The organism is Streptococcus oralis, assembly GCF_023109155.1.
In the GTDB taxonomy this organism is placed as follows: Bacteria; Bacillota; Bacilli; order Lactobacillales; family Streptococcaceae; genus Streptococcus; species Streptococcus oralis_BZ.
The window spans coordinates 551,124-569,285 of sequence record NZ_JALDUA010000001.1 but is presented as its reverse complement, the minus strand read 5'-3'; the positions used below and the strand labels follow the sequence as shown (position 1 = coordinate 569,285).

Annotated in this window: 21 protein-coding genes and 1 pseudogene; 3 read left to right on the top strand and 19 right to left on the bottom strand. The window is 40.3% G+C overall.

From position 1 onward, the window contains the following. Window positions 1-22 precede the first annotated feature (22 nt). The 13 genes from M1F63_RS02815 to M1F63_RS02755 form a co-directional block, all read right to left on the bottom strand. Complete coding sequence (locus M1F63_RS02815) at window positions 23-1,174, bottom strand: MFS transporter (protein ID WP_045617502.1); 1,152 nt, start codon at window positions 1,172-1,174, stop codon at window positions 23-25. A gap of 112 nt (window positions 1,175-1,286) precedes the next feature. Next, window positions 1,287-1,910: a Pr6Pr family membrane protein gene (locus M1F63_RS02810; RefSeq protein ID WP_000775204.1), complete on the bottom strand. Its 624-nt coding sequence runs from the start codon at window positions 1,908-1,910 to the stop codon at window positions 1,287-1,289. A 2-nt stretch (window positions 1,911-1,912) separates the two neighbouring features. Beyond that, on the bottom strand, window positions 1,913-2,251 hold the full coding sequence (locus M1F63_RS02805) for a zinc ribbon domain-containing protein YjdM (protein WP_001061600.1): 339 nt from the start codon (window positions 2,249-2,251) through the stop codon (window positions 1,913-1,915). A gap of 209 nt (window positions 2,252-2,460) precedes the next feature. Continuing rightward, complete coding sequence (locus tag M1F63_RS02800) at window positions 2,461-2,979, bottom strand: Dps family protein (RefSeq protein ID WP_139689378.1); 519 nt, start codon at window positions 2,977-2,979, stop codon at window positions 2,461-2,463. A 187-nt stretch (window positions 2,980-3,166) separates the two neighbouring features. Next, window positions 3,167-3,925 (bottom strand): triose-phosphate isomerase, encoded by a 759-nt coding sequence (gene tpiA, locus M1F63_RS02795; RefSeq protein ID WP_247940663.1) that lies wholly within the window; start codon window positions 3,923-3,925, stop codon window positions 3,167-3,169. Window positions 3,926-4,021: 96 nt separating this feature from the next. Continuing rightward, window positions 4,022-4,699, bottom strand: a complete 678-nt coding sequence (locus tag M1F63_RS02790; protein ID WP_049505240.1) for a DnaD domain-containing protein — start codon at window positions 4,697-4,699, stop codon at window positions 4,022-4,024. An 8-nt stretch (window positions 4,700-4,707) separates the two neighbouring features. After that, window positions 4,708-5,652, bottom strand: coding sequence for a homoserine O-acetyltransferase MetA (gene metA / locus M1F63_RS02785; protein ID WP_001122730.1), 945 nt, complete (start codon window positions 5,650-5,652; stop codon window positions 4,708-4,710). Window positions 5,653-5,838: 186 nt separating this feature from the next. Next, on the bottom strand, window positions 5,839-6,351 hold the full coding sequence (locus M1F63_RS02780) for an adenine phosphoribosyltransferase (RefSeq protein WP_247920357.1): 513 nt from the start codon (window positions 6,349-6,351) through the stop codon (window positions 5,839-5,841). A 176-nt stretch (window positions 6,352-6,527) separates the two neighbouring features. After that, window positions 6,528-7,217 carry a 50S ribosomal protein L1 gene (gene rplA / locus M1F63_RS02775; RefSeq protein ID WP_001085675.1) on the bottom strand — a complete coding sequence of 230 codons (690 nt, stop codon included), beginning with the start codon at window positions 7,215-7,217 and terminating at the stop codon, window positions 6,528-6,530. 97 nt (window positions 7,218-7,314) lie between these two features. Next, window positions 7,315-7,740 (bottom strand): 50S ribosomal protein L11, encoded by a 426-nt coding sequence (gene rplK, locus M1F63_RS02770; RefSeq protein ID WP_001085808.1) that lies wholly within the window; start codon window positions 7,738-7,740, stop codon window positions 7,315-7,317. Window positions 7,741-7,862: 122 nt separating this feature from the next. Next, window positions 7,863-8,579, bottom strand: a complete 717-nt coding sequence (ldcB, locus tag M1F63_RS02765; RefSeq protein WP_125384684.1) for an LD-carboxypeptidase LdcB/DacB — start codon at window positions 8,577-8,579, stop codon at window positions 7,863-7,865. Window positions 8,580-8,594: 15 nt separating this feature from the next. Then, on the bottom strand, window positions 8,595-9,056 hold the full coding sequence (locus M1F63_RS02760; protein ID WP_084872667.1) for an HIT family protein: 462 nt from the start codon (window positions 9,054-9,056) through the stop codon (window positions 8,595-8,597). A gap of 1 nt (window position 9,057) precedes the next feature. Next, a complete protein-coding gene (locus tag M1F63_RS02755; RefSeq protein WP_247920356.1) occupies window positions 9,058-10,095 on the bottom strand; it encodes a M42 family metallopeptidase in 1,038 nt (345 codons plus the stop codon). 139 nt (window positions 10,096-10,234) lie between these two features. On the opposite strand from M1F63_RS02755, the gene M1F63_RS02750 reads away from it, so the two are divergent. After that, on the top strand, window positions 10,235-10,786 hold the full coding sequence (locus M1F63_RS02750; RefSeq protein ID WP_206284409.1) for a DUF1307 domain-containing protein: 552 nt from the start codon (window positions 10,235-10,237) through the stop codon (window positions 10,784-10,786). A gap of 310 nt (window positions 10,787-11,096) precedes the next feature. Next, window positions 11,097-11,648, top strand: a complete 552-nt coding sequence (locus M1F63_RS02745; protein WP_000844331.1) for a DUF1307 domain-containing protein — start codon at window positions 11,097-11,099, stop codon at window positions 11,646-11,648. Between the two features lie 49 nt (window positions 11,649-11,697). Here M1F63_RS02745 and brnQ read toward each other — a convergent pair whose 3' ends face one another. The 5 genes from brnQ to M1F63_RS02720 form a co-directional block, all read right to left on the bottom strand. Further along, a complete protein-coding gene (gene brnQ / locus M1F63_RS02740) occupies window positions 11,698-13,023 on the bottom strand; it encodes a branched-chain amino acid transport system II carrier protein (protein WP_247940662.1) in 1,326 nt (441 codons plus the stop codon). Between the two features lie 184 nt (window positions 13,024-13,207). Beyond that, window positions 13,208-13,495, bottom strand: coding sequence for a rhodanese-like domain-containing protein (locus tag M1F63_RS02735; RefSeq protein ID WP_000658236.1), 288 nt, complete (start codon window positions 13,493-13,495; stop codon window positions 13,208-13,210). Beyond that, window positions 13,492-14,082 carry a uracil-DNA glycosylase family protein gene (locus tag M1F63_RS02730; protein WP_247940661.1) on the bottom strand — a complete coding sequence of 197 codons (591 nt, stop codon included), beginning with the start codon at window positions 14,080-14,082 and terminating at the stop codon, window positions 13,492-13,494. Before M1F63_RS02730 ends, M1F63_RS02735 begins: the two co-directional genes overlap by 4 nt. Before the next feature lie 53 nt (window positions 14,083-14,135). Further along, window positions 14,136-15,536, bottom strand: a complete 1,401-nt coding sequence (pepV, locus tag M1F63_RS02725) for a dipeptidase PepV (RefSeq protein ID WP_247940660.1) — start codon at window positions 15,534-15,536, stop codon at window positions 14,136-14,138. Window positions 15,537-15,545: 9 nt separating this feature from the next. Beyond that, window positions 15,546-16,151: a nitroreductase family protein gene (locus M1F63_RS02720; protein WP_247940659.1), complete on the bottom strand. Its 606-nt coding sequence runs from the start codon at window positions 16,149-16,151 to the stop codon at window positions 15,546-15,548. Window positions 16,152-16,332: 181 nt separating this feature from the next. Between M1F63_RS02720 and M1F63_RS02715 the strand changes: the two are divergent. Further along, window positions 16,333-17,123: pseudogene (locus M1F63_RS02715) on the top strand (amino acid ABC transporter substrate-binding protein). Between the two features lie 186 nt (window positions 17,124-17,309). Here M1F63_RS02715 and M1F63_RS02710 read toward each other — a convergent pair. After that, window positions 17,310-17,858 carry a hypothetical protein gene (locus tag M1F63_RS02710; protein ID WP_000722941.1) on the bottom strand — a complete coding sequence of 183 codons (549 nt, stop codon included), beginning with the start codon at window positions 17,856-17,858 and terminating at the stop codon, window positions 17,310-17,312. Between the last annotated feature and the right edge of the window lie 304 nt (window positions 17,859-18,162).

Genomic DNA, 18,162 nt, shown 5'->3' with positions numbered 1-18,162 from the left:
AGAAAAACTTAGGAAACCAATCCTAAGCTCTCTTTTGAAGTGCGTACATAACAAAGATAGAAGTGACAATCAACCAACATCCTAAAATGGTGAAGACCAACATACCGTTTTGAGTCACCAAACCAATCGCTCCAAGAATGAAAGGTGTCGTGAAGGCTCCAAAGCTACATCCTAGCACTGCAAAAGATGTTGCCTGATTAAGGAGCTTGGCTGGGATTCTTTCAGAAAGAAGCTGAAAGACAGTGGTCAAGGCCACACTGTAAGAAAAACCTGCCACAACACTTCCAACTACCATCACACCCAATGACGGAGACAAGGCAATCACAATCTGCCCCAATCCAAAGGTGATACCTGACCAAAGGAGCAATCTTTCTTTAAATAGAGAGATAAAGAAAGAAAAACTCACACCTGCCAAGATACCAATCAACTGCATAATACTTAAGACCAAGCTCGATAACTGGGCATCCCCGAGACCTCTTTCCACCATCAGACTAGGAATACGAATGGTGATGGCTGTATTGGTGCAGACAACAACTGCTGCTTCGACAGCCAATAGAAAAATCAAACCTTTCATCTGTCCTGTCAAACGAGTCGTTTCGGCCTCTTTTTTCTTTGTTTCTTTCTTTTCTTTCCCATAAGGGACAAAGAGCAGATAAAGGATCAATACTAAAAATCCCGCACTGTAGGCCAAGAAGGTCACTGTCCATCCCAAGGATAAGAGTTGACCGACCACTAGAGTCAAAATCGATGCCCCGACAACTTCTGCTGATCCACGAAGACCCAACATCTGGATCCGTGTCTTTCCATGATAGCGTTCGCTAATGATGGAAATGGCCTTGGCATTGATCATCCCAACACCCAAGCCAAATAAAATCCGCATCGCAAAGACAAAGTTGTACTCCTGATACCAGAAAGGAGCTGTTCCACCGATAGAGAGGATGAGAAGTCCCAGACTAATCTGAAGACGCTCAGGAAATAACCGCTCCAAAAACCCATTTAAAACCAGCATAATCATAATTCCAAAAGAAGGAAGACTGACCAGGAGCTCGATTTGTTCCTTGGGATAGCCTTGATAGTAGTCAAACATGGCTGGCAGAGCACTTGAGATGGAGAAGGAGGTAATCAAAACGAGGGAGAGGGCCAAAATACTAGCCCGTTCTAAATATTGTTTCATGAATTTTCTTTCTGTATATTTCTCACTGTTGATCCTTTTAAAAGGAAGATGGCAAGAAAAGAAGGAGCCCGATTGAACTAGAGACTCCGTCCTAACTTTCCTAATAGGAAGACTATTTTCGCTTGATTTGCTTGATCAGATAGAAGATGAAGCCTGCAACCATATAGGCCGCAAAAATGATCAAACACCATTTGATAACCACGTCCCAACCCTTGTTCACATTTAAAAAGAAATATGGGAAGGGATTGTCCTTGGAATTCGGAATATTGAGCTTTAAGACCAAGCCGTTAAACAAGGCAAAAATCATATAAACCAAGGGCAAGATGGTCCACAAGACTGGATCCCAGATCTTGTATTGACCCCGTTTATCAAAGAAGAGGGTGTCGGCTAAAAACCAGAGTGGAACGATATAGTGGCAAAGGAAATTTTCCACTCGGTAAAAGTCTGTCGCAATCGGAGCAAGCATAAAATGGTAAATCACACAGGTAATCATGATACTCATGGTAACACCACCCTTGAGACGAAGCAAGGTCGGACTTTGCCAATTTTCACCTGAACGGCTCATCACACGGAGCAGATAGCCCGTGAAAATCGTTACCAAAAGATTGGACAACACTGTGTAGTAAAGGAGCATACCAAAACCACCGTGCTTGGTAATCTCCAAATAAACTCCTGTAAATGCTGCTAAGAACAAGAGCACACGACTATAAAAAATAAATTTATAATTCAGTTTCATGGCTAGATTTTCTTAACAAATTCTGACTTGAGTTTCATAGCTCCAAAACCATCAATCTTACAGTCGATGTTGTGGTCACCTTCTACGATACGGATATTTTTAACACGAGTTCCTTGTTTCAAATCCTTTGGCGCACCTTTTACTTTCAAGTCCTTGATAAGGGTCACAGTATCACCGTCAGCCAATTTATTTCCATTGGCATCGATAGCAACAACACCTTCTTCTACTTCTGCAACTTCAGCAGGATTCCATTCATAGGCACACTCTGGGCAGACCAAGAGGCTTCCGTCTTCGTAGACATATTCTGAATTACATTTTGGGCAATTTGGTAAGTTGTTCATAAGTCCTCCTTAAACTAACAATTATTCTTTAAAATTCATATGTTATTGAACAGCAACTATTATACCGTAAAATCCTACTTTTGACAATGTGTCCTAAGTCCAGCAGACAAAAAAATCATGCAACTTTTTACAGTTACATGACTTTTAAAAGATGATTGGTCATGGGCACTTATCAGGCACCTCATGATAAAAGGGGTAGCAACTATATTTTACAAACCAGGAGCTTGTCCAAGTTCTGCTGCAAGCATCCAAACTGTTTTCTCAAGTTCAGCCTTAGCCCCAACAAAGATATCGTTTGTAACATCATCGCCTTCTTCGTCAGTTACATCCAAAGCTTTTTGGAAAAGAGTGATGAGGTAGCGATAAATAGCTAGAACACGTTCCAAGCTTTCTTCAACGTTACGGAATTCTCCTTCTTCTTCTTCGATTTCACTGTGTTGAAGGAATTCTGTCAAAGTAGAGTATGGTTTGCCACCAAGAGTGATCAAGCGTTCGCTGATTTCATCAAGGTAACCATCAAGGCTATCCATGTATTCATCCATCTTAGGATGCCATACCATAAAACCACGTCCACGCATGTACCAGTGTACTTGATGAAGAGCGATATGCGCTACGTACAAGTCTGCTACTGCTTGGTTCAATACTTCCTTTGTTTTTGCCAATGCTACTGGCGCTGTTTTAGATAATGTTGTTACGTCTTTTAATGCATCTTTTTTCAATTCAACCATTTTTTTCACCTCATAATATTCTTTTTGTAACCATATTTATTGATTACTACCTCAGTATACTACACCTAGTAGACAAAAGCAAGAAAATTAACCCATATTAAAAAAGTTGTAATTGACTGATAATTTAAGAAAAATATACAGTCTTTAAAAAAAGACAGTCTTAGCAGACTGTCTGGAATAACCTAGATTATTTTACAAAGTCAAGCAATGCCAAGAAGCTTTCAGCTTCAAGTGATGCTCCACCAACAAGAGCTCCGTCCACATCTGGACAAGCCATGTATTCTGCAACATTTTCAGGTTTAACTGAACCACCGTATTGAACACGAACTTTGTCCGCAACTTCTTGACCGAAGTCAGCAGCTACAACATCACGAACAACTTTACACATTTTTTGTGCGTCGTCTTGTGAAGCTGATTTACCAGTACCGATAGCCCAGATTGGCTCATAAGCGATAACGGATGCAGCAACTTGTTCAGCAGTCAATCCAGCCAAAGCAGAAGATACTTGGGCACCTACGAATTCAGCAGCTTTACCAGCTTCGTAAGTTTCAAGTGATTCACCACAACAGATGATTGGAAGCATACCGTTTGCAAAGATTGCTTTTGCTTTTTTATTGATATCTTCGTCAGTTTCATGGAAGTAGTCACGACGCTCTGAGTGACCGATAACAACGTAGTCAGTACCGATTTCATTCAAAACTTGTGGGCTAGTTTCACCAGTGAAAGCACCTGCATTTTCAAAGTAGCAGTTTTGAGCAGCAACTTTAAGGTTTGAACCTTTAGCAGCAGCAAGAACAGCTGTCAAATCAACTGCAGGAGCTGCGATACCTGCTTCAACAAGGTCTGATGAAGGAAGTTTTGAGGCAACGGCTTCAACGAATGCTTTTGCTTCTTCTGGATTTTTGTTCATTTTCCAGTTACCAGCGATAAATGGTTTACGTGACATTTCACATACCTCTTTTTTCATTTTATTCACTATTATTCTATCATATTTATAAAGAGCTTGCAAACCTTACTCTAATTTTCAAGATTTTTCAAGCGACTAATCTTGCCACAAATTCATTGCATCAAGGAAATCAGCCGAAGCCTGAACTTGTTTGGGATTGTTGGCTTCTCGCTCTGCTCGTTTGGCCTCTACTTGGGCAACAGATTGAATGCCCTCATGGCGCCAGTTTCGTAGGATGGCCTGAATATATTTCCAGTTTGGCTTGCCATTGAGAACGGCCTCTCGGAGAGCTTCCTTGATCAAATCCGCCTTAACTCCATCTTCTTTGACAGTCTTAGAAAGATCCTCGATTTCAAATGGTGTTAATAAGCGTCCTAATTCCTGCTGAAAAGTCTCAACCAGGTCCTTCAACTGATTCTGCGGATTTGGGGCAGTTGTAGCTGGAGTTTGGCTGTCTAGCAAGCTATCCAAGCGTTCAAAAGCCAAACTAGCATCAAAAATCAGCTCAATTTCCCCATTAAGTTCAATGGTCCGATATTGTAGCAAACCATTTTCTGTCAAATTCGAAATGGATTGGTTGACATCTGCCACCTCTTTCCCAATGATTTCAGCAATCTGACTAGGTGAAACATCTCCTAAGGCTGTGGTATTTTGTAAATAGAAAAATTGCCAGACCAGAAAATCTTCGCTGGAAGGAAAGAGTTCCTTAAAATGCAAGAGCAGGGCACTTGGCAAAACCAAGTTCCCTGATTTAAAAGCGTCAAAATATGTCATAATTCCTCTTATAGATATCCAAATGCAGCCGCATCATCCTCTACCTTTCTCCAGTCAAAAGGGGTTTCTTGATAAACTGCATAGTTTACCCAATTGCTGAAAAAGAGGGCAGCTGATGAAGACCAACAGAGACAGGGAGTCTCATTTACATCATCATTTTTAAAGTAGTTCTCTGGGATATGAGGGTTGAGTCCCGCCTCATAATCACGAAAATACTCTCTTGCCAAAGTGTCACGATCGTACTCCAAATGACCAAAACTATAAATCTCACGCAAATCTCGACTAGCTAGGATAGAAACCCCAACCTCAGGACCTTCTGACAGAATCTCCAGATTGGTCTTGTTTAAGATTTCTTCTTTTAAAATCTCAGTATGACGAGAATGAGGAGCTACATAGCGATCATCAAAACCTCTAAAAAGAAGGTGCCCTTCTTTCAAGGTGTCCTGTGGATAAATTCCTGATAGTTTCCGATCCATCTGGTGCTTTTCAACGCCATAGCGAACATATAGACCTGCTTGAGCTCCCCAACAGATATGGAGAGTTGAAAAAACATGCGTCTTGGACCATTCGATGACCTGCTTGAATTCCTCCCAGTAATCTACCTCCTCAAAAGGCAAATGCTCCACTGGTGCTCCTGTGATAATCATTCCATCAAAAAAGTCATCCTTGACCTCTGGAAAGGTCTTATAGAAGGTTTCCATATGTTCAGCCCGGGTTGTCTTGGAACGATGTGTTTCCATATATAAGAAATCAATATCTAATTGCAAAGGGGTATTAGCCAAATGCCGTAAGAGTTGCGTTTCTGTTACCATTTTTTGAGGCATGAGATTTAAAATCAAAATCTTCAAGGGGCGAATATCCTGATGAGCAGCCCGTTGGTCGTCCATAACAAAGATATTTTCTGTCCTTAAAATCTCCACAGCTGGTAATTTTTTATCAATTCGAATCGGCATAATACCCTCCTAACAGTTCTCTATTTCGGGAATGATGTAGTCTGTTTGAAAGTAAAAACCTCCAAATACTTCTTCCCTTTATTATACTGTATGAAGATATAGTTTTCAATTATAGTTTTTCTCTAACTAGCTATAGTTAATTTATATAGCAAAAGAAGAGAAAACAGCCCCAAGGACTGTTCTTCATTAATAATGCATAAGTACCTTGTAATCGTAATCTCCGATTTTTTCACGACCTTTAAGCTCATCCAACTCAATCAAGAAAGCACAACCGGCTACAACTCCACCAAGTCTTTCAATCATCTCAATGGTTGCCTTGACAGTTCCACCTGTTGCCAAAAGATCATCTACGATGAGAACACGTTGGCCTGGCTTGATCGCATCAGCATGCATGGTCAAGGTATCAATACCGTACTCTTTCTCATAGTCAGCAGAAATGACTTCACGTGGTAATTTCCCTGGTTTACGAACAGGAGCAAAGCCAATTCCCAACTCAAAAGCAACTGGGCAGCCAACAATAAATCCTCGAGCCTCTGGGCCCACGATCATGTCGATTTTCTTGTCAGTTGCATACTGAACGATTTCACGAACAGCATAGCTATAAGCATTTCCATTTGCCATCAATGGGCTGATATCACGGAAGGTGATACCTTCCTTAGGATAATTTTCAATCGTTGCGATATAATCTTTTAAATTCATCTTTTTCTTTCTTTCAAAGTTTTTTACTCTCTATTATACCACATTTTCTGTGAAAGAAGAAGAGGAAAAGCACTATTCTATTGCCCCATCAGGCTATTAATGAACTTATTTCCCATGGAATGAACTTATCATCAAAAAAACGAGCACATTCGTACTCGTTTTTAAAAATCTGTTAATTAAAGTGAGTTTACGTCAACCTTGATACCAACACCTTGAGTAGTTGTGATTGTCAAGTTTGTTACGTAAGTTCCTTTAGCTGTAGCTGGTTTTGCTTTTTGGATTGTTTCGTTGAAAGCTTTAAAGTTTTCAACCAATTTTTCAGCTTCAAATGATACTTTACCGATGATTGCTTGAACGTTACCTGCACGGTCAGCACGGTAAGTGATTTTACCACCTTTAGACTCTTCAACTGCTTTAGCAACATCCATTGTTACAGTACCAGTTTTAGGGTTTGGCATCAAGTTACGTGGTCCAAGGACACGTCCAAGACGTCCAACAAGAGCCATCATGTCAGGTGTAGCGATAACTACGTCGAAGTCCAACCAACCATCGTTGATTTTTGCAACAAGGTCATCTTCACCAACAAAGTCTGCACCAGCAGCTTTTGCTTCTTCAGCTTTTGCACCACGTGCGAAAACAAGAACGCGTGAAGTTTTACCAGTACCGTTTGGCAATACCATTGCGCCACGGATTTGTTGGTCAGCTTTTTTAACGTCGATGTTCAAGTTGTAAGCAACTTCTACAGTTGCGTCAAATTTTGCAAAGTTAGTTTCTTTTGCAAGTGCTACAGCTTCTTCTACACTGTATGCTTTTGTGCTGTCGATTTTTTCAAGAGCAGCACGAAGTTGTTTGCTTTTTTTAGCCATTTTCTATTCTCCTTGTAAGTGGTTCAATCGATTTTCATCTCCCACGTCACTTCTCGAAATGATGAAGTCTTGCGGGTTATATTGGGGGTGTTATTGATTAGTCAACAACAGTGAATCCCATAGAACGAGCAGTACCTTCGATCATACGCATTGCAGACTCAATGTTTGCTGCGTTCAAATCTGGCATCTTAGTTTCTGCAATTTCTTGTACTTGTGCACGAGTAACTGTAGCAACTTTAGTTTTGTTAGGTGTACCTGATCCTTTTTCAACACCTGCAGCTTTTTTCAAAAGAACAGCAGCTGGTGGTGTTTTTGTAACGAAAGTAAATGATTTGTCTTCGTATACTGAGATAACAACTGGAATAATCATACCAGCTTGGTCAGCTGTACGAGCGTTGAACTCTTTTGTGAATCCCATGATGTTGATACCAGCTTGACCAAGAGCAGGTCCAACTGGTGGAGCTGGTGTAGCTTTACCAGCAGGGATTTGCAATTTTACAAGTTTTTCGACTTTTTTAGCCATTTTTAAATCCTCCTTTGTGGTTTTGGCGGTAATTAAAGATTTTTACCTCCCACAAGTATGCTTTACACATACCTTTTTATTATACACTATTTATCTAAAAATGCAAGAGAAAAATTACTTTTTTAATCAACGTAATCTCCGCCTTCAAAGCCATAGTACTCTTCCAAACTAAGACCACTTGCAGCAATTTCTTTGGCTTCTTTTCCGACGTAGCGAAGATGCCATTCTTCCGCCATGTAGCCAGTCTCTTTTTCCTTGCCTTTGAGATAGCGAACAACAAAGCCATAGTCAGCCGCATGATCCAAGAGCCACTGGGCCGCCTTTTCTTCAGTAACTAAATCTCCATCTGTCCCAATAAGGTCAAATGCAAGACCTGTTTGGTGTTCACTATAACCTGGGCGAGCTGAGTAGCGATCAGCAGCTTCCTTACCATCTTGATTCACATAGTCTTGATAAAGTTTGGTTTGAGTTTCATAACTTCTAAAACCACTGTAGTGATCGCTGATTGGGTAGCCAGCTGCTTGCATTGCTGAAATGAGCTTCAGCAACTCTGCTTTAGCTGTTGGATTTTCTCCTGGATTATAGTCTTTTGACAAAGGATAGTGCTTATTAGCTATGACGATTTCATCGTACTTCCCTTGAATACTATAGTAGTCTCCCTTATTGACAACTTCTGCCTTCTTCTGACTAGAGGCTTGGGATTTGCTTCCTACAGTTCCTTCAGGTTGACTAGTTTGTTCCGTTTTTTGAGTATTTTCTTCATTTTTAGGTTGTTCTTGAGAACATGCTGCTAGGGTTACTGCTAGCAAACCAGATAAAACGATATATCTTTTTTTCATTTTTTACTTCCTCTCTTAGACCACGTGCTTCTCTAATTCATCGGATAAGGCTTTAATCATTTGTTCCAATTCATGGGATTTCACTTGGCAATCTTCTGCCGCCATTTCTTCCCAGGGCACCCACCAGACCGGACCACGACCATTCAATCCATGCCCCCTCATATCACCTGATCGTCTTGGAAAGAGGTGCCAGTGGGCGTGGGCATCTCCATTTCCTAACAGTTCGATGTTCATCTTTTCAGCTTTAAACGCTTTGGCGACTGCTTCTTGGACCAAACTCATTTCCTCTAGAAAACGAAGTTTTACAGAAGTCTCCATATGGTGGAGTTCTGTGACATGCTCCTTTGCTAGAAATAAGGTATAGCCCTTAAAGTATTGATGGTCTCCAATAACGACATAGCCTGTTTCTAGTTCTTTTACAAAGTAGGGATTTTCCCCTGCCTTGATCCATTCAATTCTTTGACAAATCAAGCACATATTAGTCTACCAATGCACTCTTGAGATAGGCGTCTACCATACGTTCAGTCGCCATGACCGAATCAATGTGTGTTCGTTCGTAAGAGTGACTGGATTCAATACCAGCTCCAAGGAGGGCATGTTTGACCTCGGCTCCTGCTGACATAGCTGCCGAAGCATCCGAACCGTAAAATGGATAGATGTCGAGCTTAAATGGAATATCTTGCTCCTTTGCCAAAGCTACCAAGTGTTGACGAAAGTCATAGTGATAGGGACCTGAAGCGTCCTTGACACAGATAGATACTGTATATTCATCCGTCTGCTGGTCATCTCCCATTGCCCCCATATCGACAGCTAGATATTCCACCACTTGAGTTGGAATATTGGAATTAGCACCGTGGCCCACCTCTTCGAAGACTGAAAAAGCAAAATGAGTTGTTACTGGCAACTCAATTCCCTCTTCCTTATAAACACGAAGAAGATTGAGCAAAATTGCTGCGCTGACCTTGTCATCCAAGTGGCGAGACTTGATAAAACCAGTCTCTGTCACGACAGTTCGCGGATCGAAACTGATAAAATCACCGACCTCGATGCCCAAGGCGCGGGTTTCCTTTTCATTGGTCACTTTTGCATCCAAACGCACTTCCATATTGTCCTGAGTGCGTTCAGCAGTTCCTGCATCTTTGTAGACATGGCAAGAAGTCTGGTGGATGAGGATGGTTCCAGATACCTTTTTACCTGTGCTAGCCACATGAACCGTACAGTTTTCTCCTTCAATCATGTTCCAAGGAAAACCACCGATACGATCCAATTTGAGACGGCCATCTGATTTGACAGCACGGACAATAGCACCCAGCGTATCCACATGGGCAGTCACATAGCGCTGTTGGTCATCATTTTGACCTTTAATAGTAACATTGACACCACCCTTGGCTGTACGAACCGGCTGGTAACCAAGTTTCTCTATAGTATGGACTAGATAGTCTGAAATCTCACGAGTAAAACCCGTCGGAGATGCAATAGCAGTTAGTTCTTTGATATAGTTTATAGTCTGATTCATTTCTTCACCTCTTTCCTACCATTATAACATTTTTCTAGTCAGACTCCTTCTCAAAAGGAGAAAAACTGTGTTTAGTTGCTTTCACTATAGATCCATGTTATAATACAAATACTTTGATTATGAAAGGAAAGTAAAAAATATGAAATCATACTTTAAAGTATCACTAGCCCTTGTGGCTTCACTTGTTCTCCTGCTCGGATGTTCCAAACAAGCATCAACACCTACCAACAGCAGTACCAAAGAAGACACAACAACTCAGTCAAGTGAGAGCAAACAAAGCACTGAACAATCATCTGAAAAGAAAGAAACAACTAAAACACATACCTTTGTAAACAAAAATAATTCTGGAATCACTTCTACCTTGGTTTATACTGTAGAGGGGGACAATGTTATCAAGCAATCAGCTAATAACATTGCTGATCCTGAAATCCTTGGTGCAACTCCAGAAGATGTCAAGAGTTTTATTGAAGAAAAGTACAAAGGTTATAATGGACTCAAAGGTGTTAAACAAACGATTGAAATCAAAGATGGAAAAGTTGTTCAAGATCTAGAAGTTGATTTCTCAGTTGCAAGCATTAGCGAACTTAGAAAAGCACTTCCTGAAGAATATTCTGGTATCGGCAATCGTGTCAGTTTCTCAAACTCTAAAAAAGCACTGGAAAAAATGGGATTCACAGAAAAGACGAACTAATCTCCCAAAATTTCATATAGACTAGTGTAGGTCCACCCCAAAAGTTAGACACAACTCTGACTCTTGGGGTATTTTATTACATCCCTAAGCGATGAGTTCAATAGATTCTCCCAAAGTGCATTTAAAACTTCCCACTTTTCAATCCATACGATAAAAGTTTTTTGAAATAGATCGAGACAAAACTTTAATCGTTAGACTAATTTCTATTCGTTGTCATGTCAAGTCAGATGAGTAGGGAGGTCTAGTTGATTTTGTAGTAGAATCATGTTATAATACAAAATACTTTGATTATGAAAGGAAAGTGAAAAATATGAAATCATACTTTAAAGTATCACTAGCCCTAGTGGCTTCACTTGTTCTCCTACTCGGATGTTCCAAACAAGCATCAACACCTTCTAGCAGCAGTACCAAAGAAGATAAAACAACTCAGTCAAGCGAAACCAAGCAGAGCACAGAACAATCATCTGAAAAGAAAGATGAGACAGAAACCCACACATTTGTCCACAATAGCAAACCTGGAATTCATTCTACCTTGACTTATACTGTAAAGGGGGATGATGTTGTAAAACAAACTGCTCATAATGTATTTGACCCTGAGAAACTTAATAATACCGCGGAAGGTATTAAGCAAATTGTTGACGATACTAATAAAGGTTATGAAGGGGTCAAAGGGGTTACACAAAAAGTTGAAATTCAAGACGAAAAAGTTATCCAAAACATCGAGGTTGACATGTCTGTCGCAAGTCTTGACGAACTGAAAAAAGCAATGCCGAATGAATATTATGGTATTGGAAACCGTGTAAGCTTTGCTGCTTCGAAAAAAAAGCTTAAAGAAGCTGGTTATACTGAACAAACCAACTAATGAGTCGTGCTCATACAAAAAATTCTTGGTCGATGACCAAGAATTTTTTTTATTCCATCTCAAAAACATCACTCTCTTGTTTGTTTGGTAGAACCAATGAAAGCAAGATTCCGATAATAGCTGGCACTAGCCATGGAAGAGAGGCTGACGCAAACGGAAGGGCATTAATCAGATTTTCTAGAAACTCAATCTTAAAGGAACTTCCAAGGACGCTTGCAAGAGCAATAGCTGTAACAAGCCCAATGGTTAACTGCATGCCTGGTTTTGATAGGGCGACAAACTTATTAACAATCACGATCATCACAATGGCGATGGTGATTGGGTACAAGATTACCAGCACTGGAACTGAGTACTTGATAATTGCATCCAAACCGAGGTTTGCAATAGCAAATCCAATCAAGGTAAAGGCAGTTGCATAGACCTTGTAGCTGATTTGTGGAAAACGACCGTTAAAGAACTCCGCTGTAGACACAATCAAGCCAACCGTTGTTGTGAAGCAGGTTACTGTTACCATAACAGCAAGGAAGAGTTGAGCTGTCGAACCAAAGATTTCCTGAGTCGCTTGCGACAAGATATAGACACCTGGTGTTCCACCCTTCATCACTTCAGCTGGCACTGGGAAATGATTTCCAAGGAAACCTAAACCAATGTAAAGAGCGCTAAAGGCAAGAGCTACAACGATACCAACCACCCAAATAGTTGAAATGTATTCTTTCTTACTGGAGAATCCAAGTTGTTTCAAGGTTTGAACTGCAATCACACTGAAGGCAACTGAAGCAAGGGCATCCAAGGTATTATAACCTTCTAGGAATCCTGTCCCGAAAGCAGAAGATTGATAGGCCGCTGAAGCTACTTGAGGACTTGTTCCACCATATTTGAAGGCACCTAGTACAACCAAGATAACGATCAACAAAGCAAAGACTGGGGTCAAGATACGTCCGATTCGGTCCAAAATCTTTGAAGGATTGAGCGAAATCAGATAGGCTGCTGCAAAATACAGTACGGTAAAGACAATCAATCCTAGACCTTTGTTTGCTTCGGATAAGAGGGGACTAATCCCAACTTCGTAAGCTGTTGTTGCTGTACGCGGAATGGCAAAGAAAGGGCCAATCGATAGATAAAGGACTGCAAGATAAAGCGTCGCAAACCAAGGTGAGATTTTCTTAGAAATCTCGTGAATGTATCCTTTCGGGTTTAGCGTTCCGATGATGAGCGTTAGGACAGCAATACCGACACCTGAAAAGACAAAACCTGCGATGGCAGGAAGAAACTGTTCTCCAGATAAAGCACCTAGAGAAGGCGGAAAAATCAAGTTTCCCGCACCAAAAAATATTCCAAACAGGAGCAAGCCTGTTAGGGCACCTTTTTTAGCCATAATAATCTCCTTCATATTTCTAAAATACTGACCTAGTATACCATGATTAAGACTCTGAAAAAAGTATCCAAAATTAATCATTGAATGTTTTCAATATTTTTAAAAATAAGAATTATCTAAAAACAAAATCCCTCACTCAGTTGGAACCGAGCAAGGGAAGATTAGGATCTAACGCTATATAGCTTTAAAGATTTTCAAAGGCCGTCATTCCACCTTGGACATTGATAACGTCATAACCCTGTTCAGCTAGAAACTGACAAGCACGCGCTGAACGCATTCCTGATTTACAAATGACATAATGCAAGAGGTCCTTGTCCAACTGATCATAAGTATCAGCCAATTGACTAAGTGGTAGGTTCTGAGCACCTTCTAAATGAAGCGTCTCGAACTCTTCTACTTCTCTCACGTCCACTAAAGAAAGTTGCTCATTTTGATAAAGCTGGTAAAATGCATCGAAGGCTATTTCTTTCATTCTTTTTCTCCTAAAATAGCTTTAATTCTTTTTTTCAACTCTGGCACCACTTCTGACTCAAACCAAGGATTCTTAGCCATCCAGATTTGATTTCGTGGTGACGGGTGCACCAGAGGGAAAAATTCTGGTAGATAGTCTTTGTAGTGTTTCACCCGCTCTGTTACCTTGCCACTAACTTTCTCATGTAAATAATAGGCTTGGGCATATTGCCCAATCAAGAGAGTTAATTGAATATCGGGCAATTCTTGCAAGAGTTGCGGATGCCATTTTTCTGCAAAACCTGTACGAGGTGGAAGGTCGCCTGACTTGCCATGCCCCGGAAAGTAGAAATCCATGGGCAGAACTGCAAAATAACCTGAATTGTAAAAGGTGTCCTCATCCACACCTAGCCAGTCCCGCAAGCGATCGCCACTCTTATCCTTCCAATAAATCCCAGCTTCTTGCGTTTTAAGCCCAGGAGCCTGACCGACAATATTGATGAGGGCAGTTTTTGGCGCCGCAAAGAGAGGTTCGATTCCGCGTTCTGTATAGCTGGTATTTTGCGGATCCGCCATAATGGCTTGCTTGATTCTTTCAATTTGAGACATCTGTTTTCCCTCCAAAAAGAAGTCCAAGCATACAATCTCAGACTTCTATCATTTTATTTGATCAGTTCATAAATAGCTTCAGCATAGATTGCTGCTGCTCGGAAGAGATCGTCCAAGGCGATAAATTCGTTGGCTTGGTGCATGGTATCGATTGAGTCTGGGAACATGGCACCGTAGGCAACTCCACGTTCCAGTAAACGACCAAAGGTACCACCACCGATGACTTGCTCGTGACCTTTAAGACCAGTTTGTTTTTCATAAACATTCAACAAGGTTTGCACAAGTGGATCTTCCATCGGTACATAGTGAGGGGTGTGTCCGTGTTCAGAAAGGCTAACAGAAGCAACTGGCAAGTTTTCAAGGATTGACTTGATATGCTCTGGACTTGTTCCTTTTGGATAACGGAAGTTAAGAGCAATCGTATTGTCAGCACTTGTTTCATCAAAGCGAAAGACACCGGCATTCATAGAAAGGGCACCCATCTTTTCATCCACATGAGCTACTTTCAAGTTTTTACCTTCGTGGTCATTCAAAAGAATCTTACCAGCAATGTCAAGGTAGTCTTTTGCAGGTCCTGCAAAGTCAAACTGACTGAGGAAAAGGGCAAGGTAGGTCGCACCATTGACACCTGATGCAGGCATAGCACCATGAGCTGATTTACCAATTACAGTCACCTTGTACCGACCGTTCTCTTCTTGAATTTCTCCTCTGAGCTGGTGTTCTGCAACGAAGGCGTCTAGCTTAGCTTGCAAGTCAGCTAAATCCCCTGAAACAACTGCAGTTGCTGACTCAGGTACCATGTTTTCACGTAATCCACCTGTGAAACTGTGAAGACGAGCTGAACCAGTATTTTCACCTGCAAAGTGAAGGTATTCTGTGATGTTTCCTTTTTCACCATTTATGATAGGGAATTCAGCGTCAGGTGAGAAACCAAAGTCTGGTTTCGCAAGTCCTACATGTTCAAAGTAGTAGTCCATGTCTGCCCAGCCAGATTCTTCGTCTGTTCCCACGATAAAGCGAACTTTCTTAGAAGTTGGAAGGCCCAATTCTTTGATGATTTTCAAGCCATAGTAACAAGCTGTTGTAGGTCCCTTGTCATCAGAAGCACCACGCGCGTAGAGGCGACCGTCTTTGATAGTTGGTGTATAAGGGTCTGTATCCCAACCGCTACCAGCTGGTACCACGTCCATATGGGCAAAGATTCCGAGAACTTCTTCTCCATCACCAAACTCAAAATGTCCTGCATAGTTATCGACATTTTTAGTTGGGTAGCCATCGCGGGCTGCGATTTCAAGGAATTTTTCCAAGGCTTTTACTGGACCAGGTCCAAATGGATGATCAGCATTCGCCTTGCTGTCATCACGTTCTGAGTTGATTTCCAAAAGGCTAAACAAGTCAGCCAAGAGGTCTTCTTTGCGTTTTTCTACTTCTGCTGTAAAATCAATAACTGTCATTTTTTCTTCCTATCTCTTCTCGATAATTTCATCTACTGGCAAGCGGTAGCTTGGTTCTAACTTCTCATCTGTGTAACCCACTGTGATCAAAAGTTCTGGGCGGAAACGGTCTTCAATGTCCAAAACTTCGTTGGCTTTTGACTTATCAAATCCAAGAATAATATTAGAACCAATTCCTTGGTCTGTAAGAGCCAAAACCAAGTTCATAGCAACCAAACCTGCATTGAGGGCTAGGTAGTCGCTGATCTGTTGCTCACTGTAACGCGCAAATTCAGCAGGCAGATTCTTCATAAAATATTGAAGTTGTTCTTCAGAAAAGTTATTAGCACCACCAACACGGGCAATCTTACGAGCACGTTTTGCCAAATCTGTGTCTGTAAACAAGGCAATGGTTACAGGCGCTGATGATACCTGCTCAAAGTTCGAACCATATGCCAATTTTGCCAGTTCAGCATTTTTTTCACGAACAACCACAAACTTCCATGGCTGGCTGTTGTGGGCACTTGGGGCCAAGGTTGCGATTTCGATAGCCGTACGCACATCTTTGGAATCTACCGGTTTATCAGTAAAATGCTTAGTCGCATGACGTTTTTTATTTAATTCAAGAAATTTCATAATCGATTTCCTTTTCTAATTCTACTGCATCCATTCTACCATATTTTGAAAGAGCTCGCAGAGTTTTTTCATGATTAAGATTTTTTATCTTTCTTAGGCATAAAAATATACATTGGTTCAATAAAACAGTTTTTGATAGACTGATAAGTAATTTTCATTTGAACGGAGATATTATGAAAAAATTGGCCTTTTACTACTCATCCTCCCATTTTTGGTTGCCTGCGGGAACCGAGCAACAACAAAAGAAACAGCAACTCCAAAGACAATAGTCGTTGCTACAGCTGGGGATGTATCTCCCTTTGACCACGAAGAAAATGGCAATCTGACAGGCTTCGATATCGAAGTTTTAAAAGCAGTTGATAAAAACTGAGTGATTATGAGATTCAATTCCAAAGAACTGCCTGGGAAAGCATCTTTCCAGGACTTGATTCTGGTCACTATCAGGCAGCAGCCAATAACTTGAGTTACACAAAAGAGCTTGCTGAAAAATACCTCTACTCACTTCCTATTTCAAACAACCCCCTCGTCCTCGTTAGCAACAAGAAAAATCCTTTGACTTCTCTTGACCAAATTGCTGGCAAAACAACCCAAGAGGATACAGGAACTTCCAATGCCCAATTTATTACTAACTGGAATCAGAAACACTCAGATAACACTGCAACTATCCAATTTTCTGGGAAGGATATTGGCAAACGAATCCTTGACCTTGCTAATTGTGAATTTAATTACCTTGTTTTTGACAAAGTTTCTGTTTAAAAGATTATCAAAGATCGTAGCTTAGATTTATCTGTTGTCGTTCTACCTTCTGCTGACAATCATAACAACTATATTATTTTCTCGAGCGACCAAAAAGAGTTCAAAGAACAGTTCGATAAAGTTCTCAAAGAACTCTATCAAGATGGAACTCTCGAAAAACTCAGCAACACCTATCTAGGTGGTTCTTATCTTCCAGATCAATCTCAGTTACAATAAGAGTTATTAAAAGCGATTGAATCAGCCAATCGCTTTATTTAGTATTTGTTGGTTTCTCCTCACGGAGATTATTAAAATGGAGAAGCCACAATGCGGTATTACCACTTTATTTTTCTTATCTATCTTCTACGAGGAATAATGGCTTTCAAAAAAGCAGACGAATCTTCGTCTGCCTATTTTATGTCATTATTCAGTAACAAAACTGCTAGCTCCTTTGAGAGCTTGTTTTAACGAATCACGTGCAGTTTTCAACTGTTGAAGAAACGGAGTGCGTGCTTCTTCTGGCATAGCCGTGTCATCAGAACCAGCACTTGAAAGTCCTTCGTTAAAAGCAGTTCTTGAAGATTCCATCGCTTCAAGAGCTGGTTCAACTTGATCCTTATAGCTTTCTTTTTGATCTGCTGGGATTTTATCTTCAACTTCTTTTACATATTTCTTATAACTATCAATCAACTTACCATAGAGAGTCTTCATATCTCCAATTGTTTTAGCTTTATCAATTTCTTCATCAGTCAAAAGAGTAAAATCAGATGTTTTTGAAGAATCTTTCTTTGAAGCTTCGTTATTTGAAGTTTCAGATTTTGAAGTCTCAGATTTCGAAGTTTCATTTTTTGAAGAGGACGTTTCTTTAGCAGTTGATTCTTTGGTAGCTGAGTTACTAGAATTATTTCCAGAACAGGCTGCTAAAGTTACAACTGATAAAAGTAATAAGCTAGAAGTAAGAATTTTTTTCATGACTTTCTCCTTAATATTTTATAATTAATTCCATTTTAAAATAAAATAATTTTATTGTCAAACATTTTCTGTAAAATTATAAAAACTTAGATTCGTTTCTTTCCTTCATATATCAATAGCGTATCTCTATTTCGAACTATAACGTAAATTCTATCCGTCTAATTATTATTCATTTATTTCGAATAAATATAAATATATAGAAGTTAGCCATTTCATTCACACAAGGGATTAAAAAATCAAAACTTGGATAAGGTTATCAGCCTCAAGTAAATAAAACGATTGGCTTAGCCAATCGTTTTATTTA

Bases quoted from the DNA above. Each gene is read 5' to 3' on its own strand.
- M1F63_RS02800 (WP_139689378.1), bottom strand. From the start codon at position 2,979: ATGGTTGAATTGAAAAAAGATGCATTAAAAGACGTAACAACATTATCT.
- rplA (WP_001085675.1), bottom strand. From the start codon at position 7,217: ATGGCTAAAAAAAGCAAACAACTTCGTGCTGCTCTTGAAAAAATCGAC.
- M1F63_RS02805 (WP_001061600.1), bottom strand. From the start codon at position 2,251: ATGAACAACTTACCAAATTGCCCAAAATGTAATTCAGAATATGTCTAC.
- M1F63_RS02720 (WP_247940659.1), bottom strand. From the start codon at position 16,151: ATGAAATTTCTTGAATTAAATAAAAAACGTCATGCGACTAAGCATTTT.
- tpiA (WP_247940663.1), bottom strand. From the start codon at position 3,925: ATGTCACGTAAACCATTTATCGCTGGTAACTGGAAAATGAACAAAAAT.
- M1F63_RS02790 (WP_049505240.1), bottom strand. From the start codon at position 4,699: ATGACATATTTTGACGCTTTTAAATCAGGGAACTTGGTTTTGCCAAGT.
- M1F63_RS02750 (WP_206284409.1), top strand. From the start codon at position 10,235: ATGAAATCATACTTTAAAGTATCACTAGCCCTTGTGGCTTCACTTGTT.
- M1F63_RS02730 (WP_247940661.1), bottom strand. From the start codon at position 14,082: ATGTCTCAAATTGAAAGAATCAAGCAAGCCATTATGGCGGATCCGCAA.
- M1F63_RS02745 (WP_000844331.1), top strand. From the start codon at position 11,097: ATGAAATCATACTTTAAAGTATCACTAGCCCTAGTGGCTTCACTTGTT.
- M1F63_RS02755 (WP_247920356.1), bottom strand. From the start codon at position 10,095: ATGAATCAGACTATAAACTATATCAAAGAACTAACTGCTATTGCATCT.
- brnQ (WP_247940662.1), bottom strand. From the start codon at position 13,023: ATGGCTAAAAAAGGTGCCCTAACAGGCTTGCTCCTGTTTGGAATATTT.
- rplK (WP_001085808.1), bottom strand. From the start codon at position 7,740: ATGGCTAAAAAAGTCGAAAAACTTGTAAAATTGCAAATCCCTGCTGGT.
- M1F63_RS02710 (WP_000722941.1), bottom strand. From the start codon at position 17,858: ATGAAAAAAATTCTTACTTCTAGCTTATTACTTTTATCAGTTGTAACT.
- pepV (WP_247940660.1), bottom strand. From the start codon at position 15,536: ATGACAGTTATTGATTTTACAGCAGAAGTAGAAAAACGCAAAGAAGAC.
- M1F63_RS02780 (WP_247920357.1), bottom strand. From the start codon at position 6,351: ATGAATTTAAAAGATTATATCGCAACGATTGAAAATTATCCTAAGGAA.
- M1F63_RS02735 (WP_000658236.1), bottom strand. From the start codon at position 13,495: ATGAAAGAAATAGCCTTCGATGCATTTTACCAGCTTTATCAAAATGAG.
- metA (WP_001122730.1), bottom strand. From the start codon at position 5,652: ATGCCGATTCGAATTGATAAAAAATTACCAGCTGTGGAGATTTTAAGG.
- M1F63_RS02815 (WP_045617502.1), bottom strand. From the start codon at position 1,174: ATGAAACAATATTTAGAACGGGCTAGTATTTTGGCCCTCTCCCTCGTT.
- ldcB (WP_125384684.1), bottom strand. From the start codon at position 8,579: ATGAAAAAAAGATATATCGTTTTATCTGGTTTGCTAGCAGTAACCCTA.
- M1F63_RS02760 (WP_084872667.1), bottom strand. From the start codon at position 9,056: ATGTGCTTGATTTGTCAAAGAATTGAATGGATCAAGGCAGGGGAAAAT.
- M1F63_RS02810 (WP_000775204.1), bottom strand. From the start codon at position 1,910: ATGAAACTGAATTATAAATTTATTTTTTATAGTCGTGTGCTCTTGTTC.